The organism is Rheinheimera sp. UJ51 (assembly GCF_020819615.1).
GTDB lineage: Bacteria > Pseudomonadota > Gammaproteobacteria > Enterobacterales > Alteromonadaceae > Alishewanella > Alishewanella maricola.
Map to the genome: position 1 here is coordinate 238,230 of NZ_JAJHOG010000004.1, position 18,361 is coordinate 256,590.

Here is an 18,361-nt window from a genome sequence, read left to right on the forward strand (position 1 = left end):
CCTAATAGAGTGCGTTCGCTAAGCGGATATCATAAAGCTTAGCGGGCTAAACCCGATGAAAAATACAATTGATGTTCACTGCTGATAAAAATGGCTTCATAGTCTGCCTGTTGCTCAATCAGTGCCATACCTCGTTCAAGCCCTAACACAAATAAAGTGGTCGACAGTGCATCGGTGCGTGTGGTGTCTGGACCTAACACCGTCACACTCATTAAACCCGAAGGGCTTTCACCGCTTTTCGGATCTAAAATATGATGATAACGCACTCCATCTTCGATAAAGAACCGCTCATAATCCCCTGAGGTGCTAATGGCGCTGTTAATAAGCGGTAATTGCGCCACGATATCGTCAGATTTACGTGGGTGTTTAATGGCCACCAACCAAGGACGACTGCGTTTATCACCTAACAAGCGCGTGTCACCACCGGCGGTAACTAACGCATGTTGAATGCCCGCTTGCGCCAGTAACGCCATAGACCGTTCCACCGCATAGCCTTTGGCGATACCGCCTAAATCTATTTTTACACCGGCTTTAGCAAAGCGTACTTGGTTATTGGCCAGCAGCTGAATATGCCGGTAATTAATTAAACTGCGCTGCGCGGCTAAATCCTCGACACTGGGTTTGACGTGCTGGCGATAATCATAGCTAAAACCGACTGAGGCAAAGCTAATGTCAAAGGCCCCTGCGCTTAATACGGCGAGCTGTTCGGCTTGTTGTAACAACTGGTAAAGCTCTGCACTGATGGTCACGGCTTGCTGGCTGGCATCGCGGTTAAGTAAGCTCAGCTCACTGCTTTGAAGGTAGGGGCTCATCAGTTGATTAATGCGTTCAAATTCGTTTTGCACGGCATTGATCAGCAAGGGTCCTTGGCTGCTATCCTCAGTCCAAAACTCGACATAGGCTTGCGTACCCATCGTTTGAAACGGCTGGCGCTGCCACTCTGCTACGGCAGGCGTTGGCCATAGTCCGCTAATGAGCCACAGATACAACAAAGCGCGGAGGTGAGTAGGTATGACGCCCATGGCGGGGTTCTCATTATTCATGGTTAAGAAGGGAACATTGTTGCAGAGCACAGGCGCTGACTCAATGTTTGTCGCAAAACAGTTTGATAATAGTGACAGGGCTGCAATCAACAGTGGTCTGATTGTAAAGCAACACCTTAAATTACCGCATATTTCGTTTTAAATAGACCTTGGGTTGTCATGTCGGTATGTCATAACTGTAAAAAACATTTTCGCCGTTGGCGAGGGAGTTTTTTTGTTTCGCCAAAAGAACGTCCGGCAAAGAAAATGCGACCTACGTTGCGGCGAAAGCTCGTTCAAACTTGCTCAGCCAAAGCGACGAGGTCACTTGCTCGGCGCTAACGCACCTCACTTAAACATCGCTCGTCTTAAAACCTTGGCCGTGCAGGCTTGAGCGGCTTGCAACTTAGTTGGGGTCAGGGCATTTAAGCGTTAAGAGTATTTCTGCTCAAAAACTGTGAGCAGCTGCTTTGAGCGGATATAGGTCATTAGGCTCAAAGAAACTGCACGTCTTTAAGAGTAGGATTGCTTTGCTTGTTTTGCAGTCTTTTAAGAAACTCTGGCGCCAAATCTGCACCATTTGGCCATACCACTGTCTCAAGTTCAGGATCAACAGATACCTTTCGAAAAACTGCAATATCTTTCAACGGTTCAAATACAGGCCCACTCAGCTCGCCATTCAAATCGATCTCTCCAGATGAACCATCATCGAATGCGACCCAAATTTTGTAACCAGTCACATATTTTGCAGATTTAATGTGCAACATAATTTACTCCAAAGGTGCTATATAGTTAAGTGGCTCTCCAGCTCTGGCCCGAAGCCAGTTTTCCTCTAATTCACTCTTGTGTATTCCGATCCACTCCTGCACAAAGGTCGCAGCGCGTTTGGGTAATTCGCCTTCTAAAATGGTGCCATCGAAAGCAAATAACGCTTCATAACCAGAATATTTTGCATGAAAATGTGGCGGATTGTGATCATTAAAATACATAGCAATCAAAATTCCGTAAAAACGACTAATTATCGGCATTGCTTTGTTCCCAACGAAAAGTGTTGATTCATCATATTGCAACTGCACGGAGAGTCAAATTTGCCCAGCCAAGGCGACGAGGTCACTCGCTCGGTGCTAACGCACCTCACTTAAACACCCCTCGTCTTAAAACCTTGGCCGTGCAGGCGTGAGCGGCTTGCAACCTAATGGGAGGGCATATTAGTTGTAGTGATTAAAATATCACTCGTGATTGAACATTGGCGGTTTAGAGATCCTACAGAATCACAGACTAAACATGATGAAATTTGAGCCGTTCACTAATAAAGTTCGCGGTTGCCCGCGGTATTAAAGATTCAATTCCATCGACGCTTTGGGAAGATCAGAAATATAAAACCCAGCATTGCTATGATAAATGTAGAAGGCTCAGAGACTGGCATATATGTAAGAGTTATGCTCTTGGCATCAATGGTATCTATGGCAAAAGTACCAACTTCGCCATTGAATAGAAGTGCACTAGTATCAATTTTGAACTGGTTTGGGGTAAAAGTACCAATCGAAGTTTTCGACTCAAAAAGAGAATATTGTTTTGCAACATTCACGTCGAAAATTTGATTTGCAGAATACCTATGATTGAATAGTTGCAAATGGATAACAAATGGATTATCGGCGCTGGATGATACTATTAAAGGTTCTAAATAGATAAGAGTGTCGCTGAAGCCGTTATCCAACGAGATTGCGAAGTTTTGATACCCACCCGCTAATAATTCTCCCGAACGGTTAATATTGATGTTCGCGAAAGGTGTACCTAAATCAAGTATGGCGTCTTTGCCAATATTATAATCCATCAATGTCCGCTCATTTTCGAGGAAGCGGCCATTAAAAAACAGACGCTGAATATCCGGCGGAAAGCCTTCTTTATCTTGAAGTTTTTGTCTAATATTCTCAATCGTATCTGATGCTTCTGTTTGAAGGGTTATCAGTTGCCCTGATTGAAGCTTCACAAAGATTGGTGCGGCATTTGTTTGAAAACAAATAACCACGAGAATAATTGAAAGAGCAATCATTCGATAACGTAAGATTTGAAAATACAGTTTTTCTGTCAACATTTTTACACAGCCCTTAATTAAAAAAATAATCAAGCAAGAATCACTCCAAAAATATAAATCAATAAATTCAGCAGCTTGCGTTTTATCTTATTATTTTTGTAAAAGAAACTGACATTTAATTGAGTCTTGATAACATGTTTGGAGTCAGAGTTTGAACCTGACCCAGCCGGTTCCATGAGGTGTCATAAGGCTAGTTATGAAATTTTAAGAAAAACTGAATCTGCGTAATGTAATACTATTAGTATTTTGTTTTTGGGGCGGGAAAAGTGTACTCGACAATATAAAAGCTGGAGACATACACATTAAAGCGATGGCATTCTCTCGTGCTACCGAGCCATTACTTTTTTGGTTCTTCATAGCGTTTGGCTTTTTTGGAGTTATAAGTTTACTTTACATTATTTTCTTTGGAACGACTGGGAAAGACAAAAATATTTGATGGTTATAATAGCGCACCCTGCTTAAGGATGTAGCTTTTTGCGACGCAAAATAAAGTATCTCGCCAAGGGCGAAAACGTTAAACGCTGCGTAAAGCTTCGGCTGGAGCACGCGGTAAATACCTCCCTGTACGCTCCTCTTTTTCATCCATGAAAAAGACGTCTCCAGCCAAAGTTTACTTCGCTGTTAACTTGCCAAGCTTCAACCCGCTCCTTCACGGTCAGAAACTAAACATTAAAAACCGTCATCGTCAGCAAGCTGTTCAGTCAAGCGAATACCGCTAAGAATATTAACTCCCCCTTTGAAGCGAGCCGACTGATCATCGTTGGCCAAGGTTTTAAGAAAACGGGTGTTTGAGTGACTTGTAACCCAACCTTAGCACGCACAGCAACGAATCGTCGCATATTTAGCCATCTAAACGTATAGAAGTTGACATTGTGGTGTTTTTTCAGCACAGTAAGCCATTAATCTGTGAGCGGAGTAGCTTATGCCAGTAAAAGTCATTGATCAGTTGCCAGCGGTAGAGGCTTTATCAGCAGAAAACGTCTTTGTGATGACAGAAAGCCGCGCTGCTTCGCAGGACATTCGGCCATTACGGATCGCCATCCTGAATTTGATGCCGAATAAAATCGTTACCGAAATCCAATTATTGCGTTTATTGGCCAATAGCCCGCTACAATTAGATATCGAGTTATTGCGCATTGATGATCATGTGAGTAAACACACCTCGGAAAGCCATCTCAATTGTTTTTATCGTTATTTCTCTGATGTGCAAGATCAAAACTACGATGGTTTAATTATTACCGGGGCGCCTTTAGGCCTTGTTAACTATGAAGATGTTACCTATTGGCAGCAGTTTGGCGAGATTTTACGTTGGGCCGATACCCATGTGACCTCCACCTTATTTTTGTGTTGGGCAGCGCATGCGGCCTTGTATCATTATTATGGCTTACAACGTGAGATCCGCGGTGAGAAGTTATCAGGGGTGTATTGGCAAGACGTGAAGCAGCCTTTAAGCCCTTTAGTGCGTGGCTTTGACGATCAATTTTTAGTGCCGCATTCACGCTATGCGCAAGTGCCAATCCAAAAGTATCAGCAGCATGCCGACTTACATATTTTGGCTGAAGCCGATGCCACTGGGGCTTACTTGTTACAGAACAGTCGGGGTAACCGGATCTTTGTTACAGGCCATCCAGAATATGATCTTACTACCCTGGATGAAGAGTATAAACGCGACCTAGCTGCGGGCGTCAGTGCCTTATTACCCGAGAATTACTATCGTAATAACGACCCGTTACAAGGGCCGCAGAAGCTATGGCAGGCGCATGCCTTTTTATTATTCAGTAACTGGTTAAACTACTATGTTTACCAAGCCACGCCTTTTGATATTAACCAAATTGGGCAGAACAGTTAAATGAATCGAAGCAAATTGACACCCGCTGCCCTACGAGCGCAGCTACAGCAACGCATTTTCATTCTGGATGGCGCCATGGGCACCATGATCCAGCAGCGCACTTTGGATGAAGCCGACTATCGTGGCAGCGAATTTGCCGATTGGGCCTCTGATTTAAAAGGTAACAATGATTTACTCGTGCTAACGCAACCGGCATTGATTGCCGATATTCATCGGCAATATTTGCAAGCGGGCGCTGACATTATTGAAACGAATACCTTTAATGCCACCACCATCGCGATGGCCGATTATCACATGTCGCACTTAGCCGCGCGGATTAATCGCGAAGCAGCAGCCTTAGCACGCCAAGTGTGTGACGAATTTTTAGCAACTGAACCGCATAAACCGCGTTATGTCGCCGGTGTGTTAGGGCCCACTAACCGTACAGCGTCAATTTCACCTGATGTCAATGATCCAGGCTATCGTAATGTTAGCTTTGATGAGTTGGTCACCGCCTACATGGAAGCCACGCTGGCATTGGTTGATGGCGGTGCCGATATCATTATGCTTGAAACCATTTTCGATACCTTAAATGCTAAAGCGGCGGCTTTTGCTGTATTACAGGTGTTTGACGAGCTCGGTTATAGTTTACCGGTGATGATCTCCGGTACCATTACTGACGCCTCGGGGCGCACCTTGTCAGGGCAAACTACCGAAGCGTTTTATCATTCGTTAGCCCATGTTGAGCCGGTGTGCTTTGGTTTAAACTGCGCCTTAGGCCCAGATTTACTGCGGCCCTATGTCGAAACCCTGTCTGGTATTTCCTCGGCTTTTGTCTCGGTACACCCGAATGCCGGTTTACCCAATGAATTTGGCGAATATGATTTAGGCGCAACCGAGATGGCGGCAGAAATTGCCGATTGGGCGCAGCAAGGTTTCTTAAATATTGTTGGCGGTTGCTGTGGCACGACGCCGGAACATATCGCTGCAATCAGCCAAGCGGTACAGGGTTTGCCAGCCCGTCAACCTAAAACACCCGACCATAGTTTTCATTTGGCTGGGTTAGAAGCTTTTTCGGTGGAGTGGTAATGCGACAGCAAGCACGATTTATCAATATTGGCGAGCGCACCAACGTAACCGGTTCGGCACGCTTTAAAAAACTGATTTTAAAAGGCGATTACGAAGCCGCGCTCGATGTGGCACGGCAGCAAGTTGAAAATGGCGCGCAAATTATCGATATCAATATGGACGAGGCGATGCTCGATAGCAAAGCCGCCATGGTGCGTTATTTAACCTTGCTCGCTTCTGAACCCGATATTTCTCGGGTGCCGATCATGGTTGACTCGTCTAAATGGGAAGTGATCGAAGCGGCCTTAAAGTGCATTCAAGGCAAAGCCGTTGTTAACTCTATTTCATTAAAAGAAGGTGAGCAGCCCTTCTTACAGCAAGCACGCTTATTGCGACGTTACGGTGCGGCCGTGGTAGTGATGGCGTTTGATGAAAAAGGCCAAGCGGATACGCAGCAGCGCAAAGTTGAAATTTGCCAACGGGCTTATAACATTTTGACCGAGCAGGTTGGCTTCCCACCCGAAGACATTATTTTTGACCCGAATATTTTTGCGGTCGCCACCGGTATTGAAGAGCACAATAATTACGCGGTCGACTTTATTGAAGCCACGCGTGAAATTAAACGGTTATGCCCTTACGCTAAAATCTCTGGCGGTGTGTCGAATGTGTCGTTCTCGTTTCGTGGCAATGACGCCGTGCGCGAAGCTATTCACTCGGTATTTTTATACCATGCGGTTGCCGCAGGTATGGATATGGGTATCGTCAATGCGGGTCAGTTAACGGTGTATGATGATATTCCGTTATTGCTGCGCGAGCGGGTAGAGGATGTCATTTTAAATCGACGCGACGATGGTACCGAACGTTTATTGGAAGTCGCAGCCCAGTTTAAAGGCGATGGCAGTGTGGCTGAAAAAGTCGATGATGCTTGGCGCAGCTTGCCAGTGGGCAAACGCTTAGAGCACGCGCTAGTTAAAGGCATTACCGATTTTATTGAATTAGATACTGAAGAAGCACGGCAACAAGCAGAAAAGCCCTTACACGTGATTGAAGGGCCGTTAATGGACGGCATGAACGTGGTGGGTGACTTGTTCGGTGAAGGTAAGATGTTTTTACCCCAAGTGGTTAAATCGGCGCGGGTTATGAAAAAAGCCGTGGCCTACTTGCAGCCATATATTGAACAAGACAAAGCGGGTGGCCAAGCGCAAGGTAAAATTTTGTTAGCCACGGTAAAAGGCGATGTGCACGATATTGGCAAAAACATTGTGGGCGTGGTGTTGCAATGTAATAACTTTGAAGTGATTGATTTAGGCGTGATGGTCTCGTGCGCAGAGATTTTACGGGTTGCCAAAGAACGTAATGTCGATGTGATTGGTTTGTCGGGCCTGATCACCCCCTCGCTAGATGAGATGGTGTATGTGGCTAAAGAAATGACGCGTTTAGGTTTTACTATTCCGTTATTAATTGGTGGCGCTACCACCTCTAAAGCGCATACCGCAGTGAAGATTGCACCGCATTACCAGCATGGCGTGGTGTATGTACCGAATGCTTCTCGTAGCGTATCGGTGGTGCAATCCTTAATCAGTGCAGACGCCAAACCGCCTTATTTAGCGCGTGTAACCGAAGAATATCGTATCGCGGTGGAGCAGCATCTGCGTAGTCGCCCGGGCGAGAAAATGCTCAGTTTAAGCGCGGCACGCGACAACAAGTTTCAACTCGATTTAGCCAAAGTGGCACCGGCCCCTGCGCAGCCCGGTGTGCATTATTGGCAAGATGTCGATTTACAACAATTACGCGACTATATTGATTGGACACCGTTTTTTCTAACGTGGCAATTGTCGGGCAAGTTTCCGGCAATTTTAAATCACCCCGAAGTGGGCTTAGAAGCACGTAAAGTGTATCAAGACGCCAATGCCTTGATGGATCAGATGATCCAGCAAAAACGCATTGCTGGCAAAGCCGCCTTTGGTTTTTTTCCGGCCAATAGTGACGGCGACGACATTATTATTTATACCGACGACAGTCGGCAAACTGAGCGCTGCCGTTTACACGGTTTGCGGCAGCAATTAGCCCTGCGTAACAATGCCCCAAACTGCTGTTTAAGTGACTTTATTGCTCCGGTTGGCTCTGGTATTGCCGATTATGTTGGCGCCTTTGCGGTTACCTCAGGTTTTGGTGCCGATGAGTTTGCTGCTGAATTTGTCAAAGTGCATGACGATTACAACAGCATCATGGCCAAAGCCTTGGCCGATCGACTGGCAGAAGCCTTAGCCGAGTATTTACATATGCAAGTACGCCGCCAGTATTGGGGCTATGCTGCCGATGAAACTTTGGATAATGAACAGTTAATTCGTGAATTATACCAAGGGATCCGACCCGCACCCGGTTATCCGGCCTGCCCAGAGCACACCGAAAAAGGCACGCTGTTTCAGTTGCTGGATGTGGAAGCGCAAATCGGCATGAAATTAACGGAAAGCTATGCCATGTGGCCTGGGGCGGCGGTGAGTGGTTGGTACTTTGCGCACCCGGAAAGTAAATATTTTGCGGTGAGTAAAATTGATGCCGAACAGGTAGCGGATTATGCGCAGCGCAAAGACTGGGACCTTGCAACGGCAGAAATGTGGTTAGGCCCGAATATCCGTTAAACTTTAGGCTAATCTGGCAAGCTAAGCTGAAGTTTTTCCGGTATTCAGTCTCTTAATTAATCGGCTTTTGCAGTATCATACTCCCGCTACACCTGTGTTGGTGTAGCGGTGTTGTTTTGGAGAGCCTGTGGAAAAGCCGTTTCAAATAAAGTTAATTATCCGCAGAGTCAGCGCAGCTGCCTCGATAGCGTGGTTAAAAAACGCCTGGGGCATTTTTAAGCAATATCCCATCGTTTTTGTGCAGATGATTTTACTGACCCTCGCGTTAAGCGTATTGGCAAGTTTGCACGAGATCACCCTGATTATTGCGGTGTTAGCCAGCCCCTTTATTACAGCCGGTTTTTACCGCGCGGTGTTAGGTGTGCAGCAACAACAAAAAATCAGTATCGACTGGTTATTCCAACCCTTTAAAGAACCCGCCACTCGGCGCATTTTATTAGTGATTGCCGCGCTTAACTTCTTAATTTCTATTCCGTTAGCGCAATTTCGCGTTGATGTATTTGCCACCATGCAATTAGCACAAGAATCCCCTGATGGCGCTGCGGGCTATAGCTGGTCTTTACTCTTGTTATTAATTGCCACCCTGATCACCGCTATGCTGTTTGCTTATGCCGTGGCGATTGCTTATTTTTTAAAAGAACAGCGCATTTTTACCATATTACAAGCCAGTTTTATCGCTTGCTGGCGTAACATTCCGGCCCTAGTGAGTTTTGGTTTATTAAGTTTGCTACTGATTATCTTAACGGTTCCGACCTTTTTCCTAGGCTTAATTGTGGTGATGCCGGTGTTACATATTGCTTTTTTCTTGTCATTTAATGAGCTGTTTGCGCTGCAAGTTAAATCACAACAAGATGGCGTATTAGAAGTGTGACGGCAGATAGACAGCGGGAATTACGCCAAGCGGCACTGAATTATTTAAGTCGGCGAGATTACAGTCGGGCCGCGCTTTCTGTTAAATTACAGCAAAAGGGCGCCACAGCCGAAGAATTAGCGGTAGTGCTCGATTGGTGCAGTAGTGAAAACTACCTGAATGAAGATCGTTTTTTATTAATGATATTGCGTAACCGCTGCCGCCAAGGCTATGGTTACCGCTATATTTTGCAAGAGTGTCGTCAACACAAATTGACCGAGCAGCAACTCGCTACGGCGATTGCCGCAGAAGAAATAGACTGGTGGGATCTCGCCCGCCAAGCCTATCAAAAGAAATTTGGTGAAAAAGCCATTGTTGATTATAAAGACAAAGCAAAACGTATGGCTTTTTTGCAGCGTCGCGGCTTTAGTAGCGAGCAAATCCGGGCGGTCTTTGACCAGAATGATTAACCGAACAACTGAACAGGATTTTTCATGAGTATGACATCTGCCGCAGTACGGCAAGCCTTTTTAGATTTCTTTGCCAGCAAAGGCCACAGCATTGTGTCGAGTAGTTCCTTGATCCCAGGTAACGATGCCACCTTGTTATTTACCAATGCGGGTATGGTTCAGTTTAAAGATGTATTCTTAGGCCAAGACCAACGTAACTACACGCGCGCGGTTTCGTCTCAGCGCTGTGTCAGGGCGGGGGGTAAGCACAACGATTTAGAAAACGTCGGTTATACCGCACGTCATCATACCTTTTTTGAAATGCTCGGTAATTTCAGTTTTGGTGATTACTTCAAGCAAGACGCCATTCGATATGCTTGGGAGTTTTTAACCGAAGTGGTGCAACTGCCGAAGAGCAAATTATTAGTCACCATTTATGCAACCGATGATGAAGCCTATGATCTGTGGCTTAACGATATTGGTGTGCCTGCTGATCGGATTATCCGCATTGGTGATAACAAAGGCGCGCCATACGCTTCAGATAACTTCTGGGCAATGGGTGATACTGGCCCATGCGGTCCTTGTACTGAAATTTTCTACGATCACGGCGAAGATATTTGGGGTGGCCCACCAGGCTCACCAGAAGAAGATGGCGATCGTTTTATTGAAATTTGGAATATCGTTTTTATGCAGTTTAACCGCTTAGTCAGCGGTGAAATGCAGCCACTGCCAAAACCCAGTGTAGACACCGGTATGGGCTTAGAACGTATCTCCGCTATTTTGCAACACGTTCACAGCAACTATGAAACGGATACCTTTGTCTCGTTAATTAACGCGGCTGCAGCGGTTACTGGCGCGAGCGATTTATCGGATAAGTCGTTGCGGGTGATTGCCGACCACATTCGTAGTTGTGCGTTCTTAATTATTGATGGCGTGATGCCATCGAACGAAGGCCGCGGTTATGTGCTACGCCGGATTATTCGTCGTGCGGTGCGCCATGGTAATAAATTAGGTGCGAAAGGCGCGTTTTTCTACAAATTAGTGGCCGCATTAGCGGCGCAGATGGGTGAAGCTTACCCCGAGTTGCTAACAAAACAAGCCATCATCGAAAAAGCGTTACGCTTAGAAGAAGAGCAGTTTGGTAAAACCCTAGAGCGTGGTTTACAGATCTTAGACGACGAATTGGCGGCGTTAAGCAGCAGCGAAATTCCCGGTACACTGGTGTTTAAGTTATATGATACCTATGGTTTCCCCGTCGATTTAACCAACGATGTAGCACGTGAGCGTAACTTAACGATTGACCAAGCGGGCTTTGATAGCGCAATGGCCGAGCAACGTAAACGTGCACAGCAAGCCAGCAACTTCGGTGTGGACTACAATCAACAAGTGAGCTCCAACCAGCAGACTGAATTTACCGGTTACACCGCAGAAGCGGGCAGTGCAGTGGTCGTTGAAATTTTAAAAGATGGCCAAAGCGTGCCGCAATTAGCCGCGGGTGATAGCGGTTTAGTGATTTTAGATAGCAGCCCTTTTTATGCGGAGTCGGGCGGCCAAGTGGGTGACACCGGTACGTTAAATAACAGTACAGGTGTGCTTTTTTCGGTACAAGATACCGTTAAAATCGGTAAAGCCTTCGCCCACCAAGGTAAAGCCGAGCAGGCGCTGCAAGTGGGTATGCGTTTAGATGCCAACATTGATGCCGCGCGGCGCGATGCGATCCGCAAAAATCACTCAGCAACGCACTTATTACATGCAGCGTTACGCCAAGTGCTCGGTGAGCATGTCACGCAAAAAGGCTCCTTAGTGGGGCCAGAGCGCTTACGCTTTGACTTCTCACACTTTGAAGGGGTGAAAGCCGCCGAGTTGCAGCAGATTGAACAGCTGGTCAATCAGCAGATCCAATTAAACGTAGCCTTACAAACGCGCATTATGTCGATTGATGATGCGAAAACCGCCGGCGCGATGGCGTTATTCGGTGAAAAGTATGATGAAGAAGTCCGTGTGTTAAGCATGGGTGATTTTTCTATCGAACTTTGTGGTGGTACCCATGTCAACAGAACGGGTGATATTGGTGTCTTCAAAATTGTCAGTGAAGGCGGTATTGCTTCGGGAGTTCGGCGTATTGAAGCGGTTTGCGCCGCAGCGGCCATTAGCTACATTCAGCAATTAGAAGCGCAAGCACAGCAAGCGGCGGCTTTACTAAAAGGTGATACTTTTAGTTTAACCGAGCGGGTGCAGCAAAGCTTAGACCGCGCTAAGTCGCTTGAGAAAGAAATTGAGCAGTTAAAGGGTAAACTGGCCAGTTATGCTGGCGCATCGTTAACCGATAACGTGCAGCAATTAAACGGTGTACAAGTACTTATTCAACAATTACCTGATACAGATGGCAAAGCGTTGCGTACCTTGTTAGACGAATTGAAAAATAAACTCGGCTCGACCGTGATTTTATTAGCCAGTTCGCAAGAGGGTAAAGTGAGTTTAATTGCTGGGGTCAGTGCGGATTTAACCGCCAAAGTGCATGCTGGGCAGTTAGTCGCATGGGCTGCTAACCAATTAGGTGGCAAAGGGGGTGGCCGGCCAGATATGGCACAAGCGGGCGCAACTGACGTTGAAAACTTACCAAAAGTTTTAGAATTAGCTTTTTCGTATATAAAAGAGCGGCTTTAATGCCGCTTAGCTATAATGAAGCTGATTGAAGCGTTTTAAAAGGAACAATGCTGGGTTATCATACCGGCAAAGTAAGCAGTAGTAACAAATACTGCTATAGACAGGCAAAGGAGCAAAAGAATGCTAATACTGACACGTCGTGTAGGCGAGACCCTAATGATCGGTGATGAAGTTACCGTAACTGTATTAGGCGTTAAAGGTAATCAAGTACGGATTGGTGTTAATGCACCAAAAGATATTTCTGTACACCGTGAAGAAATTTATATGCGTATTCAAGCTGAAAAAGACACCAACGGTGGCAATTTTAGCGAGACTGAGTAAGCGTACAAAACACCCTAAACGAGAGCCGGTTATTTACTCTGTCTTGTAAGATGACTTAAATAACCAGCAAATTGTTTAAAAGGTCGGCAAACACACTGATCTGCTCCAAAAATTGTTTGACATATTTTCCTGAGACATTAATATACACGCCGCAACACAGAGTGGAGAAATGGCCGAGTGGCTGAAGGCGCACCCCTGCTAAGGGTGTATAGGGGAAACTCTATCGAGGGTTCGAATCCCTCTTTCTCCGCCATTTTTAAGATGGACGCATAGCTCAGCTGGATAGAGTACTCGGCTACGAACCGAGCGGTCGGAGGTTCGAATCCTCCTGCGTCCACCATCTTAAATTGGGCAGTACCTTACACAGTACTTTAATCATTGTGTAGACAAACGCTTCACCCTGGACGCATAGCTCAGCTGGATAGAGTACTCGGCTACGAACCGAGCGGTCGGAGGTTCGAATCCTCCTGCGTCCACCATATACGAAGAAACCCGCCTAGTGGCAACACTAAGCGGGTTTTTTACATTTAAGCCTAAATTAAACTGACGCAGGCGGGTGAGAAGCTCCGTTAGGTTCGACCAACTTATCGGGAATAAGTTGGTGCGCACTTTAGTGCGACCCGCAGGGCAGGCGGCAGGATAGCCGCCTGTTATCCTCCTGCGTCCACCATATACGAAGAACCCGCTACGGCTAACGCCTTAGCGGTTTTTTTCATTTTTAACGTGATGAAAACTGACGCAGGCGGCAAGTCAGCATTTCACCTTGCGGTGAGATACTTTCTTTTGCGTCGCCAAAAGAAAGTATCCAAAGAAAATGCGACCCCACTTCCGCTCGAAAGCCCAACTGACCATTCGTAGTCCAAGGCGAAAACGTAACTCGCGCGGCGCTACCGTCGCCGCACTCAAACACCCGTTTTCTTAAAACCTTGGCCAACGATGTTCAGTCGGCTCGCTCTAAGGGGACTAAAATCCAGAGTTCTATTCACTTAGCTGCAAATGCCGTCTTTTACCTAAAATTGTTTTGGTTATAATTTCAGTAGCTTAGTCTAAGTGGCTAGTCAGTCATTCACCTTGCGGTGAGATACTTTCTTTTGCGTCGCCAAAAGAAAGTATCCAAAGAAAATGCCCCACTTCCGCTCGAAAGCCCAACTGCTCATGCGTTGTCCAAGGCGAAAACGTAACTCTCGCGGCGCTAGCGTCGCCGCACTCAAACACCCGTTTTCTTAAAACCTTGGTCAACGATGATCAGTCGGCTCGCTCTAAGGGGAGGAAAATCCAGAGCGGTATTCGCTTAGTTGTAGCTTTGGGATCATATACCGAGCTCTCAAGGCCTATATTGTTAATTAGCTAAACGTTTTCGCCGTTGGCGAGATACTTTCTTTTGCGTCGCCAAAAGAAAGTATCCAAAGAAAATGCGACCCCACTTCCGCTCGAAAGCCCGGCTGCTCATGCGTTGTCCAAGGCGAAAACGTAACTCGCGCTATGCTTCGTCGCCGCACTCAAACACCCGTTTTCTTAAAACCTTGGTCAACGATGATCAGTCGGCTCGCTCCAAGGGGCATAAAAGCCAGAGCGGTATGCGCTTAGCTGAATAGCTTGTTTGTGCCAAAAGTGGTCTTCTTCCTAAGACATTTACTAAATATTATTGGTTGTCATTACAGTCAAGCCATATCGAAAAAGCATCGCGCTTCGTTAGGCGGGTGTTTCAGTATTTATCACGATAATAAAAACTTCTGTACCCATTACTCGTTGTTAAAAGGTCAAAATCGATGTAAGGTCAGTAACATGAATGTTACAAAAGCAGAAAAGTCCGTTTTTAAATATGGAATTTTTCGTCGAATAAGTAGTAAGGCAAATCGTATGACGATAACACTAGAAGATATCCAGAATAAATTTTCCGAAGAAGTTAAGTATGTAGATGATTCTGCTCAGATACTTCTTAAGGGACATCTTGTAGTTGAAGATTTAATGAATCAAGCGCTTGAGGCTTTCGTTTTGCACGGTGAGTATATAGAAGATGCCAAACTCCAATTTCACCAAAAGCTTGAGTTATGTAAAGCCATTTCTGTTGGCGATAACAATAATAATATGTGGAATCTTATTAAAAAGATTAATGTGCTAAGAAATGCGCTATCACATTCACTAGATCCAGGTAGAAGAGAAAAAGCGGTTAAATCGTTAGCGTCTATCTATGATCAAGAATTTGATCCAAAAACCAGAGTCATAGACGGTTTGTCAGAAGAGGCCGCTTTATGCATGGCTTCCATAATGGGCTCTCTTGGATATTTGCATAGTTTTCTATCAGAGACACAAAGATTTGAAAGCTTAGTAAAAACAATGGATAAAATTATGAACAAAGGGCAAGGGTAGCGTTCAGCCTAACAAGGCCAAGCACAATCGGCCAATGCAAAAAGCTGCATAGGGCTGGACCTCGCTGCGTAGCTTCTGGTTCAGATACCGATACCAAGACCCTTAACGTTTTCGCCGCTGGCGAGATACTTTCTTTTGCGTCGCCAAAAGAAAGTATCCAAAGAAAATGCGACCCCACTTCCGCTCGAAAGCCCAACTGCTCATGCGTTGTCCAAGGCGAAAACGTAACTCGCGCGGCGCTACCGTCGCCGCACTCAAACACCCGTTTTCTTAAAACCTTGGTCAACGATGATCAGCCGGCTCGCTCTAAGGGGATAAGATCCAAAGCGGTATTCGCTTAGCTGAATAGCTTGTTTGTGCCAAAAGTGGTCTTTTCTTATGACATTTACTAAATATTATGGATTTTCATTACAGACAAGTCATATCGAAAGAGCATCGCTTTTCGTTAGGCGGGTGTTTCAGTATTTATCACGAATAATAAAAACTTCTGTACCCATAACGTGTTGTGAAAAGATTAAAACCGATGTAATGTCAGCAACATGAATGTTACAAAGGCAGAAAAGTCCGTGTTTAAATACGGACTTTTTCGTCGAATAAGCTGTTAGGCATGCCCTTGAGTGGAGAATTCTTTGGAAGATAAATTACAGGTTTCAAACTATTGCGCATGTTTTATTGATTTGCTCGGACAAAAAAATGTGTTGTCTGGGCAAAGTCTTATGCCTCAATTAATTACAGATAAAGAAAAAAGTGATTTTCATAACGTCATTAAACAATCCGTTGGTGCCATCGAACGATTGCAAAAGCAAGCTCAAAGTTTTAGACAAGGAAAAAATAATACATTCTCAATAAGAGACCAATTAAACGAAAAAGAAAAAGAGCTATATGACGAGATGAAAAAGACTGTCGCAAAACAACAACGGTGGTCTGATGGCTTAGTTTATTACAGCTCACTTGATACTGAGTTTAATAAGTGTCCGATGAGTGCAGTAATGGAAATATTCATGCTAGCAGGTACTCTCTGCTTTTTGGGGCTTGCAAATGAACAACCTATTCGTGGAGCAATAGAAACCGCTTGGGGTGTTGAACTGCACGAAAATGAGTTATACGGGGCTGTTGTTGCCAATAGTTATGTCCTAGAAAGCCAAGTCGCACAATACCCTAGGATCGTTGTTGGTGAAAAAACCATTGACTACCTTAATGCCTATATAGAAACACCCGCTGATACTAGTGATAAATTAGCCCTTTATAATCGTAACTGTGCTCAACTGTGTCTTAACATGACTGCCATAGATCAAGATGGTTTCCACGTGATTGATTATTTGGGTAATGAATTTACTCGAAGCGTCACTAATTCGGGCAGTAAAGGTTTGTTTAAATTGGCTTATAAGTTTATTTGCGAGCAGTATGAGTTACATAAAGAAAAAAGAAATACCAAATTGGCATTAAGATACACATGGCTTCGAGGTTATTTTCATCAAAATAAGGAAAGGCATACCTAACAAAAGCCTAAAACATCGCGGCCTGCGGCTACTGGACTCGCAACAAGTTGCTCGACGTTTAGGCGAGCGTTAGGCGATATAAGCGCACCAAAGGAGAGAAGAAATTTTTGACGCTAATTGGATAAACGCATTAAAGCTACCGACAAAGGTCTTATCCGGCCTATTTGTAGCCAGCGTCATTCTTTTGTCCCTAGACAAAACAGAAGTACTGGCTCTTTCTGCTTTTGGCTCGTTGGCTAAACCAGCAACAATCTTGTTGTGTGTGGTTTCTGGTGCACTTACATTTACAGCCATCATTGCTTTTCTAATAGATCTTTTTACCGCAGAAAGAAAAAAGACGGTCTTAAAGCAACGAAGAGATATGCGAAAAGCGGAAGAAGATGAACAGTTCGAAAGGCAGAAGCAAAAGGTGCTCAGTCGAATTGAGTATTTATCTAAAGATGAGCTGAAGTATTTGGCAGATTGTCTAAGAGAAAATAGCCAGACATTTACCACTTATGTTCATAGTCCAAGCGCGTCCACTCTTGGCTCAAAAGGCTTAATATACACACCCGGCGGTACTCATCATCAAGACTATTACCCTTTTGTGGTCAACGACTTCGTTTGGCAGTATTTGCTTGACCACAAAGCAGAAATAATAGCCAGAGATGAAGAAAACACAAGAAAAGAAGAAGAGAGAAAAAGAAATGCCAGAAATCGGCGCTATTAATCCACATATCAAAGCAGCGCCTAACAAGGTGCTGTTGTCGTGGCCTGCGACCACTGGGACGCTCGGCTTAGCTACGCGCCCCAAAGCACGGCGTTAAAACTTTGAATGGTTAAGTTTATGCACCAACACCAATCAGAAAAGCTAAAGGCTTTAGTTAAAAAAGGTAAATGGTCTTACGTTTTAAAACACGGTGTGCTTGGCTGGGGAGTGCCAACAGCCATTCTCTGGTCAGCGATCATGCATTTTATAGGCAGCATACCTTTTAACGAAAGTATATTTCTCGCGCTTGTGTTGTTTCCAATTGGTGGGTTATTTTGGGGATTATTCATGTGGTTTTTTATAAAGCGTGAATTCAGTAAGTTGCAACAAGATCATTAATAACAAGCCAGCTTTATGGCTAGCTGCGATGTTAAAACGCGGCTAAGTTTTCTGCGCTGAATTTGGCGCTGAGGAGTACAAAATGGAATCGATAACACACCCAACCGCTTTAGCAATAATTTACTTTTTAGGAATGCTGGTTATCGGTAGTGCTATACAGTGGACGTTTTTAATCAAGTTGAAAAAGCACCATCCTGAACAATGGCAGCACGCTGGTAGCCCGACCATTATGAGTAACGGTGATCTTGTAAAAGCTTGGCCAACCACTAAGTATTTAATACAGAAACTATATAAAGAATCCAATTCAAGCGCCGGTATTAAATTTTGTGACCTTTATCGCTCACCGATGATATATGGTTACTTTTTAACGGCTATTTCAGTCCCTTTGTTTTTTGCAAGTATATTGCTATTTGGCTGGCCTCCGGCTTGGTCTTAGGGTATTTCTAACTTGCTATTTAAAGTG

The 18,361-nt window shown here is 45.0% G+C and carries 14 protein-coding genes, 3 tRNA genes and 1 pseudogene; 14 read left to right on the forward strand and 4 right to left on the reverse strand.

The features are described 5' to 3' along the window. Positions 1-38 precede the first annotated feature (38 nt). The 4 genes from LMJ53_RS07020 to LMJ53_RS07035 form a co-directional block, all read right to left on the reverse strand. The gene (locus LMJ53_RS07020) at positions 39-1,043 is read right to left on the reverse strand and encodes an FAD:protein FMN transferase (protein WP_229585420.1); all 1,005 of its coding nucleotides are present in this window, start codon (positions 1,041-1,043) and stop codon (positions 39-41) included. A 473-nt stretch (positions 1,044-1,516) separates the two neighbouring features. Continuing rightward, a complete protein-coding gene (locus tag LMJ53_RS07025; RefSeq protein WP_229585421.1) occupies positions 1,517-1,789 on the reverse strand; it encodes a DUF2442 domain-containing protein in 273 nt (90 codons plus the stop codon). A gap of 3 nt (positions 1,790-1,792) precedes the next feature. Further along, a complete protein-coding gene (locus LMJ53_RS07030; RefSeq protein WP_229585422.1) occupies positions 1,793-2,098 on the reverse strand; it encodes a DUF4160 domain-containing protein in 306 nt (101 codons plus the stop codon). A gap of 266 nt (positions 2,099-2,364) precedes the next feature. Continuing rightward, on the reverse strand, positions 2,365-3,150 hold the full coding sequence (locus LMJ53_RS07035) for a ubiquitin-like protein (protein WP_229585423.1): 786 nt from the start codon (positions 3,148-3,150) through the stop codon (positions 2,365-2,367). A gap of 889 nt (positions 3,151-4,039) precedes the next feature. Between LMJ53_RS07035 and LMJ53_RS07040 the strand changes: the two genes are divergently transcribed. The 14 genes and pseudogenes from LMJ53_RS07040 to LMJ53_RS07105 all read left to right on the forward strand — a co-directional run bounded on the left by LMJ53_RS07040 (position 4,040) and on the right by LMJ53_RS07105 (position 18,334). Next, a complete protein-coding gene (locus LMJ53_RS07040) occupies positions 4,040-4,966 on the forward strand; it encodes a homoserine O-succinyltransferase (protein ID WP_229585424.1) in 927 nt (308 codons plus the stop codon). Beyond that, a pseudogene (metH, locus tag LMJ53_RS07045) lies at positions 4,967-8,655 on the forward strand (methionine synthase). Between the two features lie 127 nt (positions 8,656-8,782). Beyond that, a complete protein-coding gene (locus tag LMJ53_RS07050) occupies positions 8,783-9,526 on the forward strand; it encodes a hypothetical protein (RefSeq protein WP_229585425.1) in 744 nt (247 codons plus the stop codon). Further along, the gene (locus tag LMJ53_RS07055; RefSeq protein WP_229585426.1) at positions 9,523-9,975 is read left to right on the forward strand and encodes a regulatory protein RecX; all 453 of its coding nucleotides are present in this window, start codon (positions 9,523-9,525) and stop codon (positions 9,973-9,975) included. The genes LMJ53_RS07050 and LMJ53_RS07055 overlap by 4 nt, the downstream gene beginning before the upstream one ends. A 30-nt stretch (positions 9,976-10,005) precedes the next feature. Continuing rightward, complete coding sequence (gene alaS / locus LMJ53_RS07060) at positions 10,006-12,621, forward strand: alanine--tRNA ligase (RefSeq protein ID WP_420778849.1); 2,616 nt, start codon at positions 10,006-10,008, stop codon at positions 12,619-12,621. A 120-nt stretch (positions 12,622-12,741) separates the two neighbouring features. Then, entirely contained in the window at positions 12,742-12,942 is a 201-nt protein-coding gene (gene csrA, locus LMJ53_RS07065) for a carbon storage regulator CsrA (protein ID WP_226749658.1), read from the forward strand. A gap of 163 nt (positions 12,943-13,105) precedes the next feature. Beyond that, positions 13,106-13,195: transfer RNA gene (locus LMJ53_RS07070), tRNA-Ser, on the forward strand. Positions 13,196-13,205: 10 nt separating this feature from the next. After that, positions 13,206-13,282: transfer RNA gene (locus LMJ53_RS07075), tRNA-Arg, on the forward strand. Positions 13,283-13,344: 62 nt separating this feature from the next. Continuing rightward, a tRNA-Arg gene (locus LMJ53_RS07080) sits at positions 13,345-13,421 on the forward strand. A 1,306-nt stretch (positions 13,422-14,727) separates the two neighbouring features. Next, entirely contained in the window at positions 14,728-15,312 is a 585-nt protein-coding gene (locus LMJ53_RS07085; protein WP_229585428.1) for a hypothetical protein, read from the forward strand. A gap of 629 nt (positions 15,313-15,941) precedes the next feature. Then, entirely contained in the window at positions 15,942-16,811 is an 870-nt protein-coding gene (locus tag LMJ53_RS07090) for a hypothetical protein (RefSeq protein WP_229585429.1), read from the forward strand. Between the two features lie 121 nt (positions 16,812-16,932). Further along, positions 16,933-17,520 (forward strand): super-infection exclusion protein B, encoded by a 588-nt coding sequence (locus LMJ53_RS07095; protein ID WP_324295595.1) that lies wholly within the window; start codon positions 16,933-16,935, stop codon positions 17,518-17,520. A gap of 117 nt (positions 17,521-17,637) precedes the next feature. Then, positions 17,638-17,898 (forward strand): hypothetical protein, encoded by a 261-nt coding sequence (locus tag LMJ53_RS07100; protein ID WP_229585431.1) that lies wholly within the window; start codon positions 17,638-17,640, stop codon positions 17,896-17,898. An 82-nt stretch (positions 17,899-17,980) separates the two neighbouring features. Continuing rightward, positions 17,981-18,334: a hypothetical protein gene (locus LMJ53_RS07105; protein WP_229585432.1), complete on the forward strand. Its 354-nt coding sequence runs from the start codon at positions 17,981-17,983 to the stop codon at positions 18,332-18,334. Positions 18,335-18,361: the final 27 nt, after the last annotated feature.